Source organism: Bacillus kalamii, assembly GCF_047238185.1.
Taxonomy (GTDB): Bacteria; Bacillota; Bacilli; order Bacillales; family DSM-1321; genus Bacillus_AD.
The window spans coordinates 804,762-825,004 of record NZ_JBDFMI010000001.1; the positions used below are offsets into that span (position 1 = coordinate 804,762).

Here is a 20,243-nt window from a genome sequence, read left to right on the forward strand (position 1 = left end):
TCTCGACTTGTGGATACCTTTGTTCTTTTCCGTCTGCAAGCGCCACCCCCTAAAGGTTTTATGCTTGTCGGAGGGAGGGGAGCGGGCACATTCCGCTTATGTTATTTGCCGGAATCGGAATGTCCTTTTTCGGAAAAAGGGGGCATTTGGTCATTTTTCTTCATATTGGGCAATACGATAGTGAAACTTCTGATAAAAACTGCTATCCTTTGTATAAAAGGTTGTCCATTCACAAATCGTCCGGCCACTGAATGGCTAATGGTATGATTCGGAGGAAATAAATAATTATGGATATCAATCAATTCATGTCAAAAATGAAATCCTTGCTTCAACATACGCTTTTTCAAGTTTTGCTGTTTGTTATTTTAGGCTTGGTTTCGTACCTTGCCATGCTATCGAATGTAATTCCAGAAAAAATCGATGTAGAGCTTTTTAAGGTGTCGGATGAGACGATTCGGTCTCCGAAAACCGTAGAAGATACGGAAAAGACAAACCAGGAAAAAGAAGAAGCCCGTAAGCAAGTGCCTGATGAATACACCTTGAAAAAAGAATATGCACAAAATAGAGTCGATCTTATTTCTTCCATTTTTGACAGTGTTATAGATGTGAAGAAGGAGAGTGAAGGAAAAGAAGAAGACCGTGCATCCATGTCGGCAGAAGAAAAATCAAAATTATTGCAGAAAGAAGTTTCCCTCTTAAAGAAAAAATTGACCGATGATGTCAATAATGAACTATCCGATGATGTGTATAGGAATTTATTGAAGGCAAATGTCGATGAATTAAAGGTAGCTAAAGATGTGACTGTGACAGCCATTAACTCAATTATGAGCAATAAAATTCCAGCAAATGAAGTAGAAAACTCCAAAAAAATGGTGGAAAATGAGCTGCAGTTCACTTCCATGAACAGTGATGCGAAAAAAGGAGCAATCGATCTAGGGCGCTTTGCTGTCACACAGAATTATTTCTTCGACCCTCAGAAGACTGAAGAAAAGCGGGACAAGGCTGTGGAAGATGTTGAGCCGGTTAAGATTCTGCAGGGAGCCATCATTGTAGAGAAAGGGCAGTTAATTGACCAAAATGTTTACCGCAATCTGAAATTGGCCGGTGTGCTTGACTCTGATAAATCGCTCATGCCCTATATCGGACTAGCTATGCTTGTGGCTTTTGTCTTTGGTTTCATGTTTTATTTTTATCGTATTTTTGAGAAGAAAAATGAACATAGGCATAGCCATATCCTCATTTTTAGTTTGGTCTATATCATTACATTGTTTATTATTAAAATGATATCGCTTTTGGGCGGAATCGAAACGCGTGATCTAAGTTACTTTATTCCTGTCGCAATGGGCACGATGCTTCTAAAAATATTATTGGATGACCGGTATGCGATCACACTGACTTTGATTTTGAGCATATTTGGGGCGGTAATATTTAATGATACGTTAACATCGAGTTTTAATGTGACAATTGCCTTTTATATTTTATTGAGCGGCGTAGCTTCCATATTGATTATTTCCACAAAGAATCTTCGCTCTAAAATATTTCAGGCGGGCATACTGCTGTCGTTGATCCATGTCGTGATCATTTTTTCATTATCCTTTATCATGGATGTCCAGATGTCCAGGGGGGATTATCTATTCTATGTAATTGCTGCATTTGTATCAGGATTGTCGGCTGCTGTATTGACAATCGGACTGCTTCCGTTTTTTGAAGCGGGATTCGGCATTTTATCGACAATGAAGTTGATCGAATTATCGAACCCTAACCACCCATTGTTGCGCAAAATTCTGACGGAAGCCCCAGGGACTTACCATCACAGCGTCATGGTGGCCAATCTCTCTGAGGCAGCTTGTGAAGCAATCGGTGCCAATGGATTGCTTGCAAGAGTCGGCTCCTATTATCATGACTTAGGGAAAACAAGGCGCCCGCAGTTCTTCATCGAAAACCAGATGAATATGGATAACCCACATGATAAACTGCGCCCGGAAACCAGCAGGGACATAATTATTGCGCACGCAACTGACGGTGCGAAAATGCTCAGAAAAGAAAAAATGCCGAAGGAAATTGTTGATATCGCCGAGCAGCACCATGGCACTACATTTTTGAAGTTTTTTTATTATAAGGCTAAGGAAATGGATGACCAGGCGAATGAGGATGATTTTCGCTATAAGGGCCCTAAGCCGCAAACAAAAGAAATTGCTGTCATTTCCATTGCGGATAGCGTGGAAGCTGCAGTACGTTCGATGAAACAGCCGACAAGGGAAAAAATCGAGTCTCTTGTGAAAAGCATTATCCATGATCGGATCAATGATGATCAGTTCACGGAATGTGATATAACCATGCAAGAATTGGACAAGGTAGAAAAGACACTTTGTGAAACAATGAATGGCTTTTTCCATTCACGGATTGAATATCCTGACAGTAAAAATGAATCAAAGTAGGTGTTGAGAATGCTGTCTATTGATTTTATAGATGAAACAGCCGAAATAAGCGAAAAAGAAACCGATTTGATTAGCGGTTTGCTGCAATTTGCAGCAAAAGAGGAAGGGATTGGGGGAGAGAGTGAATTAAGCGTCACTTTTGTCGATAACGATGCCATACGCGAAATCAATAGGGAATACCGGCATAAGGATTCGGCAACTGATGTCATTTCCTTTGCGTTGGAAGAAATGGGCGAAGGAGAAATTGAAATTATCGGCGGCGATGACATGCCGAGAATGCTTGGAGATTTGATTATTTCTGTAGACCGGGCCAGAGAACAAGCAGAAGAGTACGGCCATAGCTTCGATAGGGAAATTGGTTTCCTTGCCCTTCACGGATTTTTGCATTTATTGGGTTATGACCATATGGAAAAAGAAGAAGAAGTCATTATGTTTACTAAACAGAAAGAACTGTTAGAAAACTATGGCCTATCCAGAGAGTGATAAACAACATACATTTAGAAAAAGTGTAGGCTTTGCAGCCGCTGGGATTTTCTGGTCTATGAAGGAACGGAACATGAAAATCCATTGTTCGATGGCTGTACTTGTTATTTTAGCCGGGTTCTATTTTTCTTTGTCAATAGTTGAATGGTTGTTTGTTTTATCTAGCATCGCAGGTGTCATAGCGTTGGAAATGATGAATACAGCCGTGGAAACGGCGGTTGATTTAGTGACCGAAGAATATCGGGAATTAGCGCGAATCTCTAAAGATGTGGCAGCCGGGGCAGTACTTGTCTATTCTTTGTATGCATTTGTGGTAGGTTGCATCATTTTTTTTCCGAAAGTGTTGAGCATCGTTGCTTAATAGGGATATACTGTTATTCCACGTTCCTTTAAAAAATATAGGGACATGGTGATCCTGCAAGGGTGCCGCATGGCTGATATGCAGTTTCTTTGAAAACAGCCCATTAGGAAAGGAATTTTAACGATGGATAAAAACCAATTGATAGCTGAAGCAAATAAAGCCCGTGAAAAAGCATATGTTCCTTATTCTACTTTTAAAGTGGGGGCAGCGTTGCTGACAAAAGACGGTACTGTTTTTCATGGCTGCAATATAGAAAATGCAGCATATAGCATGTGCAATTGCGCCGAAAGAACTGCGCTATTCTCTGCATATGCGCATAGTCAAAAAGAATTTAAGGCACTGGCAGTCGTTGCTGATACTCCTGGACCTGTTTCACCTTGCGGAGCATGCAGACAGGTTATTTCTGAACTATGCCCCAAGGATATGCCGGTCATATTGACCAATTTAAAAGGGGATGTACAGGAAACAACAGTAGCGGAATTATTGCCGGGCGCCTTCTCACCGGAGGATTTACATGAATAATTATAGTGGAAATGGCTTTAAATCAGGGTTTATTTCAATCATAGGGAGACCGAACGTCGGGAAATCCACCTTCTTGAATAAGGTTATTGGGCAAAAGATTGCCATCATGAGCGATAAGCCCCAAACGACAAGAAATAAGGTTCAGGGCGTTCTTTCCGAGAACGATTCCCAAATGATCTTTATTGATACGCCGGGGATCCATAAGCCAAAGCATAAGCTTGGTGATTTCATGATGAAAGTGGCAACCAATACTCTTCGTGAAGTAGACGTCATTTTGTTCATGGTCAATGCAGTCGAAGGGATCGGCAAGGGCGATGAATTCATTATGGAAAAGCTTCAGGGAGTGAAAACGCCTGTTTTTTTAGTAGTGAATAAAATTGATGAAGTCCATCCTGATGAATTACTGCCTTTAATTGAAAAATACAAAGCCAAAATGGATTTCTCGGAAATAGTCCCTATTTCTGCTTTGCAGGGAAATAATATTGAAGCTTTGCTCGCTGCCATAAAGGAAAGATTGCCTGAGGGGCCGCAATACTATCCTGCAGACCAAGTGACGGACCATCCAGAGAGATTCATCATTTCAGAACTAATACGCGAAAAGGCTTTGCACTTAACGCGCGAAGAGGTGCCTCATAGTATCGCTGTCATGATCGATTCCATCAAAAAAAGAGAAGATAAAGACATTATTAATGTAATGGCGACGATCATCGTGGAACGCAGTTCTCAAAAAGGAATCATTATCGGTAAGCAAGGAAGCATGCTTAAGGAAATCGGACAGCGGGCACGTGCGGATATCGAATCTTTATTGGGGTCGAAGGTTTTTCTTGAACTTTGGGTCAAGGTCCAAAAAGATTGGCGCAATAAAGCCACTGTCTTAAGGGACTACGGTTTTCGTGATGATGAGTATTAAGATATAAGGGCAGTAGGCAGGCGTTCTCCGCTTTTCTATAGTCCAGCTGCAGCGGCTAGGCCCTCGAGGTCTTAAGCCAAATCTGCTCAAAGGCCAACAACAGCCTTTGAGGCAGCTTTATCTTAAGCTTGTCGGACCTTACTGAGCCGCTCTCCGCTTTTCTGTGGTCCTGCTGCGAGCGCCAGCCCCTCGAGATCTTAAGTCAAGGCCAGTACAAAGGCAAAGAGCGGCCTTTGATCTGTCCATGCCTTAAGCGTGTCGGGGCTACCAGGCGTTCTCCGCTTTTCTGAGTAATTAACAATTTTTACAGCTTATTAAAAATATGAGGATGGTGAAGATAAGAAGGTAGTTGGATATCAGCTTGCTAGCAAAGACAATGAAGGTGGGATTTAAATGTTGGATTTTACCTGGAATGTGTTTAAAGAGACCGGAAGCATCGATACGTATCTTCTGTTTAAAGAGATTCAGTATGAGCATCAACCTGTTGATGATGTAACCGAAGAACTAGCAGATTTGAACTTTCCAATTTCCTGACGATCTTCGGGCTGTCCAAAGAAGGTGACTTGTCTTGATACAAAAATGTGAGGGCATTGTCATTCGCCGGATCGATTACGGGGAAAATAATAAGATCATAACCATTTATACACGTGAATGGGGGAAGATTGGTGTGATGGCAAGAGGGGCCAATAAACCGAATAGCCGGTTCTCTGCCGTCACCCAGCTTTTTTATTATGGATACTTTCTTGTGCAGACCTCAACAGGTCTAGGCAGTCTGTCACAGGGGGAAAGCATATCCTCTTTCCGCCATATCCGTGAAGACCTTGTTGCGACAGCTTATGCTTCATATGTCATAGAATTGCTTGATAAAGCAACGGATGAAAAAAAAGCAAATCCTTATTTATTTGAATTGCTCTATCAAGTTCTGAACCATATAGATGAAGGCTATGATCCTGAGGTTATAACAGCTGTATTTGAGTGGAAGATGTTAAGTGTTCTTGGCATCCCGCCGATTCTTGACCGCTGCGCCCATTGCGGCGAAGGGGAAGGGGAGTTTTCTTTTTCAGTCCGTGAGGGTGGATTTTTATGCCACCGTTGCAAGGACGTAGATCCTTATAGAATTCCGTTGTCCCTTCAGACATTAAAGCTGCTTCGGCTTTTTTATTATTTTGACCTGGCCAAGCTGGGGACGATTTCTTTAAAAGAGGAAACAAAGAAGGAAATCCGTCAGGTGATTGATTTATATTATGACAATTATTCAGGGATCACCCTGAAATCCAAAAAATTCTTAAAGCAGCTGAATAAACTTGATGGGCTTATTTAGTCGGTACATATAATTAAAAAAATGCTAGTGCCTTATTGACAATAGGGGTTTACATTGGATAAAATGCTATATATCATAAACTGCAATATTGCTGTGATGGAAAATAGTATCTGTCTCCCTTTATACATAGCGAACCCGGAACTGGTGGAAGCCGGGCTGTAAATAGGCAGAGAAGGCGTTCCGGAGCAAATGGAGTGTAACGAAAAGAGGCTGTTTTCTTGTAAAACAGCAATTAGGGTGGAACCGCGGGTAACTCTCGTCCCTATGCTGACAGGCATAGAGGCGGGAGTTTTTTGTGTTCTTGAAAAAATTCTTGATGATAGAAAGGTCAGCAATTGTTTTTATATTAATTGGAGGTGCACGATGAATATTCAAAATATGATTGTCACATTACAAAAGCATTGGTCTGCACAAGGATGCATTTTGATGAATGCTTATGACACAGAAAAAGGTGCAGGTACTATGAGCCCGTACACATTTTTAAGAGCGATAGGACCCGAGCCGTGGAGCGTGGCTTACGTTGAACCATCACGACGGCCGGCAGATGGCCGGTATGGCGAAAACCCAAACCGATTGTATCAACACCATCAATTTCAAGTAATTATGAAGCCATCGCCAGATAATATTCAGGAGTTATATTTGGATTCTTTGCGCGCGTTAGGAATTGATCCATTAAAGCATGATATCCGCTTTGTAGAGGATAACTGGGAAAACCCATCGCTTGGCTGTGCAGGATTAGGTTGGGAAGTTTGGTTGGATGGGATGGAAATCACCCAATTCACTTATTTCCAACAAGTAGGGGGATTGGAGTGCAAGCCTGTCTCTGTGGAAATCACATATGGCATTGAGCGCTTGGCATCTTATATTCAGGACAAGGAAAACGTGTTCGATTTAGAATGGACAGAAGGATTTACTGTACGCGATATTTTCGGACAGCCGGAATTCGAACATTCAAAATATACATTCCAAACAAGCAATACGGAAATGTTGTTTGAATTATTCAATATGTACGAAAAAGAAGCACATGCACAAATGGAGCAAGGGTTGGTGCATCCAGCTTATGACTATGTATTGAAATGTTCCCATACGTTCAACTTGCTTGATGCAAAAGGTGCTATTTCTGTGACGGAACGGACTGGTTATATTGCGCGATGCCGTAATCTAGCCCGTAAAATAGCTAAAACATTCTACGAGGAACGTGAAAAACTTGGTTTCCCAATTCTAAAAGGGAAGGGAGAAAACAATCATGAATAAGAGAGACTTATTGCTTGAACTGGGTTTGGAGGAGCTGCCGGCACGTTTCGTAACAGACAGTATCCGCCAATTAACCGATAAAATAGTCAACTGGTTGAAAGAGAATAATATTGCCTATGAAGAGGTAAACATGTACTCTACACCTCGCCGGCTTGCTGTGCTTGTGAGCGGAGTCAATGAAATGCAGGAAGATATGCAGGAGGAAGCAAAAGGCCCTGCCAAGAAAATCGCATTGGATGCTGAAGGCAATTGGTCCAAAGCGGCAATGGGGTTTGCACGTGGCCAAGGGGCGGGCGTTGAAGACATTTACTTTAAAGAAATCAAAGGCGTAGAGTATGCCCATGTTGAAAAGTTCACTAAAGGCCAACATGTAAAGGATCTATTGGTTCAATTGAAAGATCTGATTGAATCTATGTCTTTCCCGAAAAATATGCGTTGGGGAAATTATGACTTGCGTTTCGTCCGCCCAATCAAATGGATAGTCGCATTATTCGGCGATGAAGTCATACCGTTCTCTATTACAGATGTGGCAACCGGAAAAATGTCAAGAGGGCATCGTTTCCTTGGCGGTGAAGTCGAAATCAATGTGCCTGCTGATTATGAACGAATCATGAGAGAGCAATTTGTGATTGCCGATGCAGCTGAAAGAAAAGAATTGGTCCGTAATCAGTTGAAGCAACTTGAAGAAGACCAAAATTGGGTTATTCCAGTCGATGAAGATTTATTGGAAGAGGTGAACAACCTTGTAGAATATCCTACAGCCCTTTTTGGTTCCTTCGAGGATGAGTTCCTGGAGTTGCCTGACCGTGTATTAATTACAAGTATGAAGGAACACCAGCGATATTTCCCTGTCATGAATAAAGAAGGCCAATTGTTGGCTCATTTTGTGACTGTACGGAACGGAAATAAGGAAGGCATTGAAATCGTAGCGCGCGGCAATGAGAAGGTCCTTCGCGCACGCCTTGCCGATGCAGCGTTCTTCTATAGGGAAGACCAGACAAAAGATATCGATACGTATTTGAAAAAGCTGGACACCATTGTTTACCAAGAGGAAATCGGTACGCTGGCTGAAAAGGTTGGACGCGTTCGTAAACTAACCAATCAGCTTGGCGCTGAGTTGGAAGAAGATCAGCAAACCACAGCGTTGGCTGACCGGACAGCCCAAATTGCCAAATTCGATCTTGTTACTAACATGGTTTATGAATTCCCCGAACTGCAAGGATATATGGGGGAACGCTATGCGCGCATTATGAAGGAAGATGAAAGAGTAGCGCAAGCTATCAATGAACATTATATGCCGCGCCATGCAGAGGATTCTGTGCCGGCGAGTGAAATTGGGGCTCTTGTAAGCGTCTCTGAAAAAATGGATACCATCGCTTCATGCTTTGCAATTGGTATTATTCCGACCGGCTCTCAGGATCCTTATGCATTGCGTAGACAAGCGAGCGGGATCGTTCAGATTCTGTTGGAGAAAAATTGGGATATTACACTTGAAGAGTTGGTTGATATGGCTCTTGCCTTAGTGGTTGACCAAGGCATCGCTAAAAAGGATGCATCTGTTATCCGTGAAGATATGCTTACATTCTTTGCTGCACGCGTTAAACATTTATTGGCTGAAATGAACATTCGACATGATCTAGTTGACGCAGTTCTTTCAGGGGGGATCGGCAATGTATCAAGCTTGGTCCATCGTGCAGCAGTCCTTGAAAAAGCAAAGAATGAACCTGATTTCAAGGAAACGATGGAGGCATTGAGCCGAATCATGAATATTGCTGTGAAGCTTGATGGTGAAGCAAGTGTCGACCCAGCTCTATTTGAAAATGAGTGGGAAACTGCTTTATACCGTACCTTTGAATCGGTTAAGAAAGAATACAGCATGAGCCAAAATGCACAAGCGCAATATGAATTGCTGGCTTCATTGAAAGGGGACATCCAGCCATATTTTGAACATACGATGGTCATGGACGAAAACGAAGCTCTGCGGCATAATCGATTATCCTTAATGAAGGAGATCAGCGACGTAATCGGAAGCTTTGCCTATATGAATAAAGTGTTATCCATATAAAGATGCCATTTACCTAACATTGACTGGTAACTGAAAAAGTAAGACGTACATTTGTATGTCTTACTTTTTATTAACGGATAAGTAAGTTATAATATTCACATATAGTATGACTTACTTTCTGTATAATTTAGTAGGGTGGTGAGTACAATCGAACTTAATAAACGCCAAGAGCATATTTTGCAAATAGTAAAAGAAAATGGCCCGATTACCGGGGAACATATTGCAGAGCGTTTAAATTTGACACGGGCAACGCTACGTCCTGATTTAGCAATCCTGACGATGGCGGGATTCCTCGAGGCTCGCCCGCGTGTCGGATATTTTTACAGTGGAAAATCAGGCACACAGTTGTTGACTGATAATTTAGCCAAATTGTACGTCAAGGATTATCAATCCATCCCAGTCGTCGTCAATGACAGCATCTCCGTTTACGATGCCATCTGTATGATGTTCCTGGAAGATGTGGGAACCCTCTTCGTCACAGACAAAACATCAATGTTAGTCGGGGTCCTTTCCAGAAAAGATTTACTTCGTGCCAGTCTAGGCAAACAAGACCTTTCAACGATTCCAGTCAATATCATTATGACTCGCATGCCTAATATTGCGATGTGTACTAAAGAAGACCAAATACTTGAGGTTGCTAAAAAACTAATCGAGAAGCAAATAGATGCTCTTCCGGTTGTCAAACAAAAGGACAACGGCTATGAAGTAGTCGGGCGCATCACAAAAACGAATATTACAAAAGCGCTTGTTGCACTAGCGACGGAAGAATAATTATTTGCTGGGGGAGGGCATTTATGAGTGCATCAATTATCTATGTTGTATCTGATTCAGTAGGTGAAACAGCAGAACTGGTAACAAAGGCCGCTGTAAGCCAATTCATGAATTCGAATATAAACGTAAAAATTAAGAGAATACCATATGTAGAAAACCCGGAACATATCGATGAAGTGATTTCATTAGCCAAGTTGAACAATGGCATCATTGCTTTTACATTGGTAAGGCCTTTAGACCGTGAATATATGATTAAACGGGCAATAGAAGAAGGGATTGTATATTACGATATTATCGGCCCATTAATTGATACACTTCAGGAGCAATTCCAGCTGGAACCCGTTTATGAGCCTGGGCTAGTCCGCAAGTTGGATGAAGACTATTTCAAAAGGGTAGAAGCCATAGAATTCGCGGTTAAGTATGATGATGGACGCGATCCGCGGGGAATCCTTCGTGCAGATATCGTATTGGTGGGTGTTTCAAGAACATGCAAAACACCGCTGTCCCAATTTTTGGCGCACAAACGATATAAGGTTGCGAACGTACCGCTTGTTCCTGAAGTTGAACCTCCGGAAGAATTATTTTTGGTTGCCCCAGAGAAATGCATCGGTTTGAAAATTAGTCCGGAAAAACTGAACAATATCAGGAAAGAGCGATTGAAAACGCTCGGCCTTGGCGACCATGCCATCTATGCCAACCTCGAAAGAATTAAAGAAGAGCTGACATATTTTGAAAAGGTGATTCATAAATTGAATTGTCCGGTGATTGATGTGACCAATAAAGCGATCGAAGAGACTGCCAATACTATTATTGAAACCATCAAAAAGAATAAAAAATAAAACTTACGCTAAAAAAGCACTTTGGAGGTGCTTTTTTAGCGTGAAAATTCGTTTTTTCGCTATAAATGATCTTTAAAGGCTATAGATTTTTGTTTTTTTATATACTATAATGAAAAATTGTGATAAAAAGAATAAACAACAGGTTTAGACTTGCCCCTGAAGGAATAAACTATATTTATAAGAAAGTCAAGTTTGTTTCGGAAAAAAATTCGACATATGGCCGCTCTTTTTAAAGTTACCTTTTCGAAAGAAGGAAATTGAGGGGAAATGGAGAAATAAAAACATATGACAAACAAACCTTCGATCATTGTAGACGCCGACGCATGCCCCGTCAAAGAAGAATGTATTTCTGCCGCCAAAGCATTTTCGGTGGGCCTGACTTTTGTTGCCAGTATTAAGAATAAGGTCAACGACGATCAGGATGCCAAATGGATCTATGTTGACTGGGACAAAGAAGCTGCAGATCTTTATATGATGAACGCTGCCAAGAAAGGGGATATTGCTGTTACAGCTGATATCGGCCTTGCCGCCGCCCTGCTTGGGAAAGGCGTACACGTCCTTTCTCCACGGGGAACATTGTATGATGAAAACAATATTGATTCTTTGCTCTTCATGAGGCATGTATCTGCCAAAAAACGAAGAAGCGGTGTATACTCAAAGGGTCCTAAAGCGTTTACGAAAAACGATCGTGACCATTTTCGTGAAAGTTTATTAAAAAATTTGTCGAAACTTGCAGGAAAATAAAAAGATCTATCGAATAATAGATTATCACCTAAAGAAAAAAGGTGTAGTCCAATGTCAAATAACAGATTATCCGAAGAACAACTGAATAGTATAAAGAGCTCTGTCGATATCGTTGATGTCATCAACGACTATGTACAGTTAAAGAAGCAAGGACGCAATTACTTCGGTCTTTGTCCTTTTCATGGTGAGAACACTCCTTCTTTCTCGGTCTCTCCCGATAAGCAGATTTTCCATTGCTTTGGCTGTGGGGCAGGTGGGAATGTTTTTACTTTTTTAATGGACATTGAAGGCTATTCGTTCGTGGAGGCTGCTAAAGATCTTGCAGAGCGGGGCAATATACCTTTGGACATACAAAGTCCGGACTCATCAAGTCAAAGCCCGCAGCAGGCGGCTTCCAAGAAAATGATTGAAGCCCATGAATTATTAACTAAATTCTACCATCATTTGCTGGCGAATACAAAAGAAGGCGAGCCTGCTTTAACATATTTATTGGAACGGGGTTTCACCAAGGAATCGATTGAGGCCTATTCAATCGGTTATTCGCTCAATTCCTGGGATTTTGTCCAAACATTTTTGGGGAAAAGAGGATTTGATCTAGGCATACTCGACCAAGCTGGCATTATCGTCAGCAGGGAAGACGGGAAGCGGTTTGACCGATTCCGTAATCGTGTGATGTTTCCGATCAGAGACCATCATGGAGACGTGGTCGCTTTTTCTGGGAGGGCGCTTGATGGTGATGAACCGAAGTACTTAAATAGCCCAGAAACGCCTATTTTTAATAAAAGTAAATTGCTTTTTAATTTTCACCGTGCGAGACCGGCTATCAGGAAAAAAGAACAAGCGGTTTTGTTCGAAGGATTCGCGGATGTTATTTCTGCTGCAGTTGCAGGAGTCGATAACGGTGTTGCAACGATGGGAACTTCCCTTACGGAGGAACATCTCCATATCCTGAAGCGAAACTGTAATGAAGTGCTCATTTGTTTTGATTCAGATAAAGCGGGCATGGAAGCAGCCAATAGAGCCGCAGAAATGATATTGAAGCAAGATCTCACTGTTAAAGTGGCGATAATGCCTGACAGCTTGGACCCGGATGAATATATTAAGACATACGGGCCAAAAAGCTTTATGCAGGATGTCATTGGTGATAGCCATACTTATATTGCCTTCAAGATGAAATATTTGAGAAAAGGCCGCAATATGAAGAATGAAGGAGACAGGATTTCTTATATTGAAGAAGTGCTGAAAGAAATCACCAAGCTTCCAAACGCAATCGAACGCGAGCATTATTTGCGCCAAATTTCTTCAGAGTTTTCACTATCGATGGATGCTTTGAGCGAACAGCAGAAGAGCATTTTTTACTCAGAAAAGAAAAGAGGAAATTTGCCGCAGACAAACAGTCGCCAACAAGTGAGCGGAATGGCTTTTCAGTATAATCAAAAACTGCAGCCGGCCCACATTAATGCTGAATTGAAATTATTGGCCCATATGATGCAAGATCGGGAGACAGCGTTCAAAATACGCTCATTGTTAGATGGCAATCCATTGATGATTGATGAGCACCAGGCCATAGTCACCTATCTGTTTGGATTTTATGAAGAAAACGAGGAATCAGATATATCGATGTTTCTTTCGTACATCCCTGATCAGCAGCTTAGAAAAATTGTTTCTCAAATCCAAATGATGTCTATCTCTTCCGAACCATCGGATCAAGAATTAAAAGATTATGTTGGAGCTGTGTTGAAACAACAAATTATGTTAAAGATAAAGGAAAAGCAGAACAATCAGGCAGAGGCTGTCCGAAAAGGGGACCATATCCTTGCTGCTAAGATTGGCCTTGAAATTATAAAGATGCAATCTTAATTAATTATTGTGAAATAGTCTAAAACATCTTAAGTGGTTTGAAAGTTTGGAAGGAGGGGAACACATGGCTGATAAATCAGCTCGTTCCAAAGAAGCAGTAAATGAATTAACACTTGATCAGGTAAAAGAACAATTACTTGAGGCAGGCAAAAAACGCGGAGTTCTTACCTATGAGGAAGTCAGCGAAAAATTATCGACGTTTGAATTAGACTCAGATGCAATGGATGAATACTTCGATTACCTTGGAGAACAAGGTGTGGAAGTCCTTGCAGAGGAAGAAGATAATGATAACGATCCAAACATCAAACAACTGGAAAAAGAAGAAGAATTCGATCTCAATGATTTAAGCGTGCCCCCAGGCGTTAAGATTAATGATCCAGTCCGTATGTACCTTAAAGAAATTGGCCGAGTGGACCTTCTTTCCGGAGAAGAGGAAATCGCCCTTGCGGAACGGATTGAAGAAGGGGATGAGGAAGCTAAACGCCGTCTGGCAGAAGCGAACCTCCGACTTGTTGTCAGTATCGCCAAACGTTATGTAGGCCGCGGCATGCTGTTCCTTGATTTGATTCAGGAAGGAAACATGGGCTTGATCAAGGCTGTTGAAAAGTTTGACTACCGTAAAGGATTTAAATTCAGTACGTATGCCACTTGGTGGATCCGCCAAGCCATTACCCGTGCGATTGCCGATCAGGCAAGAACAATCCGTATCCCTGTCCATATGGTTGAGACAATCAATAAGCTGATCCGTGTACAGCGCCAGCTCCTTCAAGACTTGGGAAGAGAGCCGTCTCCAGAAGAAATTGCTGAAGATATGGATCTGACGCCAGAAAAAGTAAGGGAAATATTGAAGATTGCACAAGAGCCGGTTTCTTTGGAAACGCCGATCGGTGAAGAAGATGACTCCCATTTGGGTGATTTCATTGAGGATCAGGATGCGACTTCCCCTTCCGAACATGCAGCTTATGAACTGTTAAAGGAACAGTTGGAAGATGTCCTCGATACTTTAACAGACAGAGAAGAAAATGTATTGCGACTTCGTTTTGGCCTTGATGACGGCCGTACGCGCACTCTTGAAGAAGTGGGCAAGGTTTTTGGTGTCACTAGGGAACGTATCCGCCAAATAGAAGCGAAAGCACTTAGAAAATTAAGACATCCGAGCAGAAGCAAACGCCTGAAGGATTTCTTGGAATAGAATACAATTAGTGGCCCGTTACATCTGTGGATGAATGGGCCCTTTTAGTATGCATGGAATTTTCTTGAATGTAGATATAGGCCATCTTTCCTGTCTGCCAGACTCTTTTCCTCTTTTTCGCTTAGGATATTGAAAAGTGCCTTCGATAACCCGATATATGAGTAAAGACCTTTCGGAGGATGTGCCTTGTGATATGAATGAAACGCGTAAGAAAATAATTCTGAATGAGATACAATATTGGAAAAAAACAAAGATGCTTCCGGAGACATATTGCGATTTCTTGATGACTCTTTATTTAGAAGGCGGGGCTGAGACTTCTCCACCTAGGAGTAGAAGCGTTTTTTCGCCGATCAATTATCTTACGGCCGGATTGCTTATTTCTGTATTAATTGTAAATTATTTTACAGAATTTCCTGGCGTAATGCAAATGGCTATTTATCTTTTATGTATTTCTTTAATCATTTGGATCTTATATTATGGGAGAAATAAAAAAGATGTAAAAATCATCTCTCTTTTGGCCTTGGCGTTTACCGCAGTGATCGGTACAGTAAACCTTTGGAAGGGGATGCTGCCTGGGCACTACCTTGTTCTCTACTGCGGATTGCTTGCCAATTGTGCCATGTGGATGTTTGTTGGATTAAAATTAAAAATGATTTATTTTACAGTCGCTGGAGGTTTAGGCTCCATCGTGATACTATACTTTGTTTGCGCTTACTTTAAATTAATTTAATTAATTGGTTAATTTTTGAATATTTGTCTAAATTCCGAAAATATACCATAACTTGATAGTTAACCCTTCCCCTTATTTCCATTTTCAAGTAAAATAGGTGTTGTTTGTAATTATTTTAGACCGATATAGAAGTACATAGGGGAGGTATACAGTATGAATCGTAGTCCAATTATTCCTTTTGTAATGATTATGGTGGCAGGCATTGTTTTAATCTTTGCTCTCTCATTTAAAGGGCTCGGTGATGCAAAAGATGTAGCCGCGGGAGAGGACAAGGGCAAGGATGGAGCCAAGTCTGGAGAAACAGCTAAGGCTTCGCCAGAGGAGTTCTATAAAGGTGCAGGCGGATGCATTAGTTGCCACGGCGACCAATATCAAGGCGTTGTTGGTCCGGCATTGAAAGGCATCGGAAAAACAATGTCAGTGGATGAGATTAAAGATGTGCTGAAAAACGGTAAAAAAGGCGATAAAGGCGAAATGCCTGCCGGATTGGTTCCGGACGATAAACTAGATGAGATGGCAACTTGGTTATCTAAATTGTAAGAAAAAGGTAAACGGCTAGGAATACAGCTGTTTACCTTTTTTTTGTTGTTTTCAGTAAAATGTCATGTTGGGATTTTTTCTATAAAATTGCAGCCGGTCGTCCAAGTTTCCTGTATGGAATTCAAAAAGATGGCCATCAGGGTCACGGAAATAGAGGCTGCTTTTTTCTTCAGAAGCCCGTTTTCTGCCGATTTCAATTTCTGCACCATATTCCGTTAGAATCTTCTCCAATACCTGAATGTCGGCTTCTTCCACCGTAAATGCCAAATGTGTGTACGTATTAGGCAGATTTCTTTCTATGAGGCGCTCTTCGTTCAGAGCCAGCCATATTCCGTTGAGGCTGAAATACGCTGTATTTTCCCCTCTCATAATGAGCTGGGCATTAAAAATATGTTGATAAAAAAGAATACTTTTCTCTAAAGAAGAGACTGAGATGGTAATATGATTCAAACCCTTAATCATTGTAACGCCCCCTTTCCTGAACTATATCATTCCAAATAATGAGAAAAAAAGATTTTGCCCAAATTAATAATTCTTTTTAAATCCGTACTTTACAGCCTTATTCGGTTGCATATACAGTAAAATCTTCTTTATACTGTAATAGTAAACAATATGAAATAGGTGGCAAATATGAACAGCGAACAGTTATCACAAAGATTACATACAGTTGCATCATTTATCCCGAAAGGAAGCGTCCTTGCCGATATTGGATCAGACCATGCATATCTGCCCTGCTATGCGGTGCATAAAGGAATCGTTGACAGGGCTATAGCAGGAGAAGTAAGTGAGGGGCCTTGGTCATCCGCTCAAAAGCAGGTGAAGGCAGAAGGGTATGAAAAGATTATTTCGGTAAGAAAAGGAGACGGATTGGATGTCCTTGAAAGTGCCGGAGAAGCAACATGCATTACGATTGCCGGCATGGGAGGGACGTTGATTGCCTCCATTCTCGAAAGAGGCAAACAAAAGCTTGAGGGTGTAGAGACCTTAATCCTCCAACCAAATATCCAGGCGAATAACATCAGAATGTGGCTGCTTGAGAACGGCTGGGAGCTTACAAATGAAGAAATCCTTGAGGAGGACGGCAAGATTTATGAAGTGCTTGTTGCGAAGAGAGGAAACGCAGAAGCACCCTATAGTGAAGATAAAGAGCGTGAAATGCTACTCGGGCCATTTTTGATGAAGGAATGCAATCCGGTGTTCCGAAAAAAATGGAATCATGAACAGCATCATTGGAACCAAATTATCCAACAGCTGCAAAAAAGCGGCAAGACAGACTCACAAGAGAAGCGAATGCAATTAGAGAGATATATTCAATTTGTAGAGGAGGTTCTTCACTCATGAAGAAAACACCGAACGGATATGAAATGATTTCAGCATTTGAACAATTTTCGCCCAAAAAATTGGCTATGGAAGGCGATAAAATCGGTTTACAAATAGGAACATTGAATAAGCCGATTTCTAAAGTGCTTGTCGCACTGGATATTCTTGAAGAAGTGGTCGATGAGGCAATCGCAATGGATGCGGAACTGATCATCGCACATCACCCGATTATCTTCCGGCCTTTGAAAAAAATTGATACAAGCAGCACGCCGGGCCGAATTGTAGAAAAGTTGATCAAGAATGATATTGCTGTCTATATAGCCCATACGAACCTCGATGTTACAAAAGGCGGGGTCAATGACTGGATTGCAGAAGCACTTCAGCTCGAACATACAAAAGTACTTGTCGACACATACGATGTCCCTCTAAAAAAACTGGCTGTTTATGTACCGATAGAAGCAGCTGAAAAGGTGAGGGCAGCAATAGGAAATGCCGGAGCAGGTACGATCGGCAATTACAGTCAATGCTCATTTGCTGTAGAAGGGCAAGGAGAATTTCTTCCGGGACAAAATACCAATCCGTATATTGGCACCCAAGGAAAGCTGGAGCAAGTGAATGAGATACGTATCGAAACGGTGTATCCGGAAGAACTAGAGAAAAAAGTGTTGTCGGCTATGATCAAAGCCCATCCATATGAGGAAGTGGCGTATGATATTTATCCTCTTGAAAATAAAGGAGAGTCGCTAGGACTGGGCCGTATCGGGGAACTTCCCGAGGAAATGACGCTCGAGCAATTTGCCCAGGCAGTTAAACAAGCTTTTGATCTTAAGTCAGTACGGGTTGTCGGCAATTTGGAGGATAAAATACGAAAAGTAGCCGTTTTGGGTGGAGATGGCAACAAATATATTACTTCTGCCAAATTTCAGGGTGCTGATGTATATGTAACGGGTGATATGTATTATCATACTGCCCATGATGCGATGATGCTTGGATTGAATATTGTAGATCCCGGCCATAACATAGAAAAGGTTATGAAAGCCGGAGTGAGCCAATATCTGCAAGCATTTAGCCAAAAAGCAAATTGGGAAGTGGAGGTCATTCCTTCATCCATTCATACAGATCCCTTTACATTTTTATAAACAGTAGTTTATAGTTCTTTCAAAAAAAGAAGCTTTGTTAATAGGCTTCTTTTTTTTTGCTTGAAGAATTATGTGGCAAACTTGTATAATAGATGTAAAGTTCTGAAAAATCAGTAAATTAATCCGTAGAGAGGAGTTGGATTGGGTTGGGCAAAAAAGTATTAATAGTAGCCGGAGATGCAGTGGAGGCGTTAGAGATTTTTTACCCTTATTACAGATGTTTGGAGGAGGGTTTGGCGTGCACGATCGCTTCCCCTACGAAAAAGCAATTGCAGACAGTTGTCCATGATTTTTTGCCGGGTATAGAGACATATACAGAAAAACCGGGATATCTACTTGAATCGCATGCAGCCATTGCTGAAATTGATCCATCTCAATTTGATGCACTCATTATTCCAGGAGGGCGTGCACCTGAATATATAAGGATGAATCAGAGTATGGTCGAAGCGGCGGCACACTTCCTAAAGGAGGAAAAGCCTATTGGTGTCATCTGCCATGGAAGCTTGGTTCTAACACCTGTTAGAAACTATATGCATGGGAGGGAGTTGACAGCCTATCCGGCTTGTAAAGCGGAAGTAGAGGCAGCTGGGGCGGTTTATAGCGAAAATCAGGTCCATGTAGAGGGGAATATTGTTTCCGGACAGGCTTGGCCAGATTTGCCGAGTTTCATGAAGGAATTTTTTTCACTTTTACGTGGAAAGGTTACTGTATAAACAAAAAGAGAGGCAGAATGTAAACTCAGCCTCTCTTTTTTTCTTTAAATAAACGTTTATCTGTTTTTGGGTTTCGTATTCGGCCTTACCTTAGGAAGAATCTTGCTTAATGGAGTTTCCTTTACCCCTATCCACGTTTCCGGGTCTGCTTCATCGAATGCTTCCAGATAGGCAATGACTTCCCGAGTGATCGGTGTCGGAGTCGATGCTCCGGATGTAACTGCTACCGTATCAATGCCTTTCAGCCAATCTGGATCAATTTCCGATACATCGGCAACGCGGTACGCTTTCGTGCCGGCAATTTCTTCCGATACTTGAGCAAGGCGATTGCTGTTATTGCTACGTGGATCGCCGACTACGATTAAGAGGTCTGCTTCCCCAGCTTGTTGGGCGACTGCTTCCTGTCTCGTTTGTGTCGCATTGCAAATTTCTTTATGGATTTCAGTTTGCGGATACTTTTCATGGACAAATTCCATCAGCTCTTGCACATCCCATTGGCTCATAGTGGTTTGGTTCGTCACGATGATTTTATCGCTTTGAATGGATAGAGCGTCCACATCGTCCTTGCTTTCTACTAAATGGACAATATCAGGAGCAACGCCGACGGCTCCTTCAGGCTCTGGATGCCCTTTTTTTCCTATATAAATAATCTCATAGCCTTCTTTTTGCTTTTCACGGATTAAATTATGAGTGGCTGTCACATCAGGACAAGTTGCATCGATTGCCACAAGCCCCTTTTCTTCTGCTAGGCGGCGAACTTCTGGCGATACGCCATGGGCAGTGAAAATAACAGTTCCTTTGTCTACTTGATTAATAATATCAAATCTATTTTGTCCGTCCAAAGTGATGATTCCATCCTCTTCGAATGCATCTGTCACATGGCTGTTGTGGACAAGCATGCCCAGAATATAGATAGGCCGGGGCAATGTTTTATCTAAAGCTGCGTTTCTAGCAATGACCATAGCGTCCACGACGCCATAGCAATAGCCGCGCGGCGATACTTTAATGACTTTCATAATATCCTCCTTCAATAGGTACATG

Annotated in this window: 21 protein-coding genes and 1 other annotated feature; of the genes, 19 read left to right on the forward strand and 2 right to left on the reverse strand. The window is 41.7% G+C overall.

Features of this window, described 5'->3' with window-relative positions; all coding sequences use genetic code 11:
• The first annotated feature begins 287 nt into the window (after nt 1-287).
• The 16 genes from ABC357_RS04030 to cccA all read left to right on the forward strand — a co-directional run bounded on the left by ABC357_RS04030 (nt 288) and on the right by cccA (nt 16,030).
• Complete coding sequence (locus tag ABC357_RS04030) at nt 288-2,438, forward strand: HD family phosphohydrolase (protein WP_412886266.1); 2,151 nt, start codon at nt 288-290, stop codon at nt 2,436-2,438.
• Between the two features lie 9 nt (nt 2,439-2,447).
• Nucleotides 2,448-2,921 carry an rRNA maturation RNase YbeY gene (gene ybeY, locus ABC357_RS04035; RefSeq protein WP_412886267.1) on the forward strand — a complete coding sequence of 158 codons (474 nt, stop codon included), beginning with the start codon at nt 2,448-2,450 and terminating at the stop codon, nt 2,919-2,921.
• Nucleotides 2,902-3,282 (forward strand): diacylglycerol kinase family protein, encoded by a 381-nt coding sequence (locus tag ABC357_RS04040; RefSeq protein WP_412886268.1) that lies wholly within the window; start codon nt 2,902-2,904, stop codon nt 3,280-3,282. The genes ybeY and ABC357_RS04040 overlap by 20 nt, the downstream gene beginning before the upstream one ends.
• A gap of 123 nt (nt 3,283-3,405) precedes the next feature.
• Nucleotides 3,406-3,804 (forward strand): cytidine deaminase, encoded by a 399-nt coding sequence (locus tag ABC357_RS04045; protein ID WP_412886269.1) that lies wholly within the window; start codon nt 3,406-3,408, stop codon nt 3,802-3,804.
• Nucleotides 3,797-4,714, forward strand: coding sequence for a GTPase Era (gene era / locus ABC357_RS04050; RefSeq protein WP_412886270.1), 918 nt, complete (start codon nt 3,797-3,799; stop codon nt 4,712-4,714). The genes ABC357_RS04045 and era overlap by 8 nt, the downstream gene beginning before the upstream one ends.
• Nucleotides 4,715-5,107: 393 nt before the next feature.
• Nucleotides 5,108-5,248: a YqzL family protein gene (locus ABC357_RS04055; RefSeq protein ID WP_412886271.1), complete on the forward strand. Its 141-nt coding sequence runs from the start codon at nt 5,108-5,110 to the stop codon at nt 5,246-5,248.
• Nucleotides 5,249-5,282: 34 nt separating this feature from the next.
• A complete protein-coding gene (gene recO / locus ABC357_RS04060) occupies nt 5,283-6,035 on the forward strand; it encodes a DNA repair protein RecO (RefSeq protein WP_412886272.1) in 753 nt (250 codons plus the stop codon).
• Between the two features lie 84 nt (nt 6,036-6,119).
• Nucleotides 6,120-6,302: a binding site (T-box leader), on the forward strand.
• Between the two features lie 96 nt (nt 6,303-6,398).
• On the forward strand, nt 6,399-7,289 hold the full coding sequence (gene glyQ / locus ABC357_RS04065; protein ID WP_412886273.1) for a glycine--tRNA ligase subunit alpha: 891 nt from the start codon (nt 6,399-6,401) through the stop codon (nt 7,287-7,289).
• Nucleotides 7,282-9,354, forward strand: coding sequence for a glycine--tRNA ligase subunit beta (gene glyS, locus ABC357_RS04070; RefSeq protein WP_412886274.1), 2,073 nt, complete (start codon nt 7,282-7,284; stop codon nt 9,352-9,354). The genes glyQ and glyS overlap by 8 nt, the downstream gene beginning before the upstream one ends.
• Nucleotides 9,355-9,492: 138 nt before the next feature.
• Nucleotides 9,493-10,125, forward strand: coding sequence for a transcriptional regulator CcpN (ccpN, locus tag ABC357_RS04075; RefSeq protein WP_412886275.1), 633 nt, complete (start codon nt 9,493-9,495; stop codon nt 10,123-10,125).
• Between the two features lie 23 nt (nt 10,126-10,148).
• Nucleotides 10,149-10,964 (forward strand): pyruvate, water dikinase regulatory protein, encoded by an 816-nt coding sequence (locus ABC357_RS04080; RefSeq protein ID WP_412886276.1) that lies wholly within the window; start codon nt 10,149-10,151, stop codon nt 10,962-10,964.
• A gap of 285 nt (nt 10,965-11,249) precedes the next feature.
• Complete coding sequence (locus ABC357_RS04085; RefSeq protein ID WP_412886277.1) at nt 11,250-11,708, forward strand: YaiI/YqxD family protein; 459 nt, start codon at nt 11,250-11,252, stop codon at nt 11,706-11,708.
• A 51-nt stretch (nt 11,709-11,759) separates the two neighbouring features.
• Nucleotides 11,760-13,568, forward strand: coding sequence for a DNA primase (gene dnaG / locus ABC357_RS04090; RefSeq protein WP_412886278.1), 1,809 nt, complete (start codon nt 11,760-11,762; stop codon nt 13,566-13,568).
• A 64-nt stretch (nt 13,569-13,632) separates the two neighbouring features.
• Nucleotides 13,633-14,760 (forward strand): RNA polymerase sigma factor RpoD, encoded by a 1,128-nt coding sequence (gene rpoD, locus ABC357_RS04095; RefSeq protein ID WP_412886279.1) that lies wholly within the window; start codon nt 13,633-13,635, stop codon nt 14,758-14,760.
• A gap of 193 nt (nt 14,761-14,953) precedes the next feature.
• Nucleotides 14,954-15,490, forward strand: coding sequence for a hypothetical protein (locus ABC357_RS04100; protein ID WP_412886280.1), 537 nt, complete (start codon nt 14,954-14,956; stop codon nt 15,488-15,490).
• A gap of 153 nt (nt 15,491-15,643) precedes the next feature.
• A complete protein-coding gene (gene cccA / locus ABC357_RS04105; protein ID WP_412886281.1) occupies nt 15,644-16,030 on the forward strand; it encodes a cytochrome c550 in 387 nt (128 codons plus the stop codon).
• Between the two features lie 51 nt (nt 16,031-16,081).
• Here cccA and fosB read toward each other — a convergent pair whose 3' ends face one another.
• Nucleotides 16,082-16,492, reverse strand: a complete 411-nt coding sequence (gene fosB / locus ABC357_RS04110) for a metallothiol transferase FosB (protein WP_412886282.1) — start codon at nt 16,490-16,492, stop codon at nt 16,082-16,084.
• 168 nt (nt 16,493-16,660) lie between these two features.
• Here fosB and ABC357_RS04115 point away from each other — a divergent pair, with 168 nt between their 5' ends.
• The 3 genes from ABC357_RS04115 (at nt 16,661) to ABC357_RS04125 (ending at nt 19,202) form a co-directional block, all read left to right on the forward strand.
• Nucleotides 16,661-17,371 carry a tRNA (adenine(22)-N(1))-methyltransferase gene (locus ABC357_RS04115; RefSeq protein ID WP_412886283.1) on the forward strand — a complete coding sequence of 237 codons (711 nt, stop codon included), beginning with the start codon at nt 16,661-16,663 and terminating at the stop codon, nt 17,369-17,371.
• On the forward strand, nt 17,368-18,489 hold the full coding sequence (locus tag ABC357_RS04120; protein WP_412886284.1) for a Nif3-like dinuclear metal center hexameric protein: 1,122 nt from the start codon (nt 17,368-17,370) through the stop codon (nt 18,487-18,489). Before ABC357_RS04115 ends, ABC357_RS04120 begins: the two co-directional genes overlap by 4 nt.
• Nucleotides 18,490-18,635: 146 nt before the next feature.
• Entirely contained in the window at nt 18,636-19,202 is a 567-nt protein-coding gene (locus ABC357_RS04125) for a DJ-1/PfpI family protein (protein WP_412886285.1), read from the forward strand.
• Nucleotides 19,203-19,258: 56 nt separating this feature from the next.
• Here ABC357_RS04125 and ABC357_RS04130 read toward each other — a convergent pair whose 3' ends face one another.
• Complete coding sequence (locus ABC357_RS04130; RefSeq protein ID WP_412886286.1) at nt 19,259-20,218, reverse strand: 4-hydroxy-3-methylbut-2-enyl diphosphate reductase; 960 nt, start codon at nt 20,216-20,218, stop codon at nt 19,259-19,261.
• Nucleotides 20,219-20,243 lie beyond the last annotated feature (25 nt).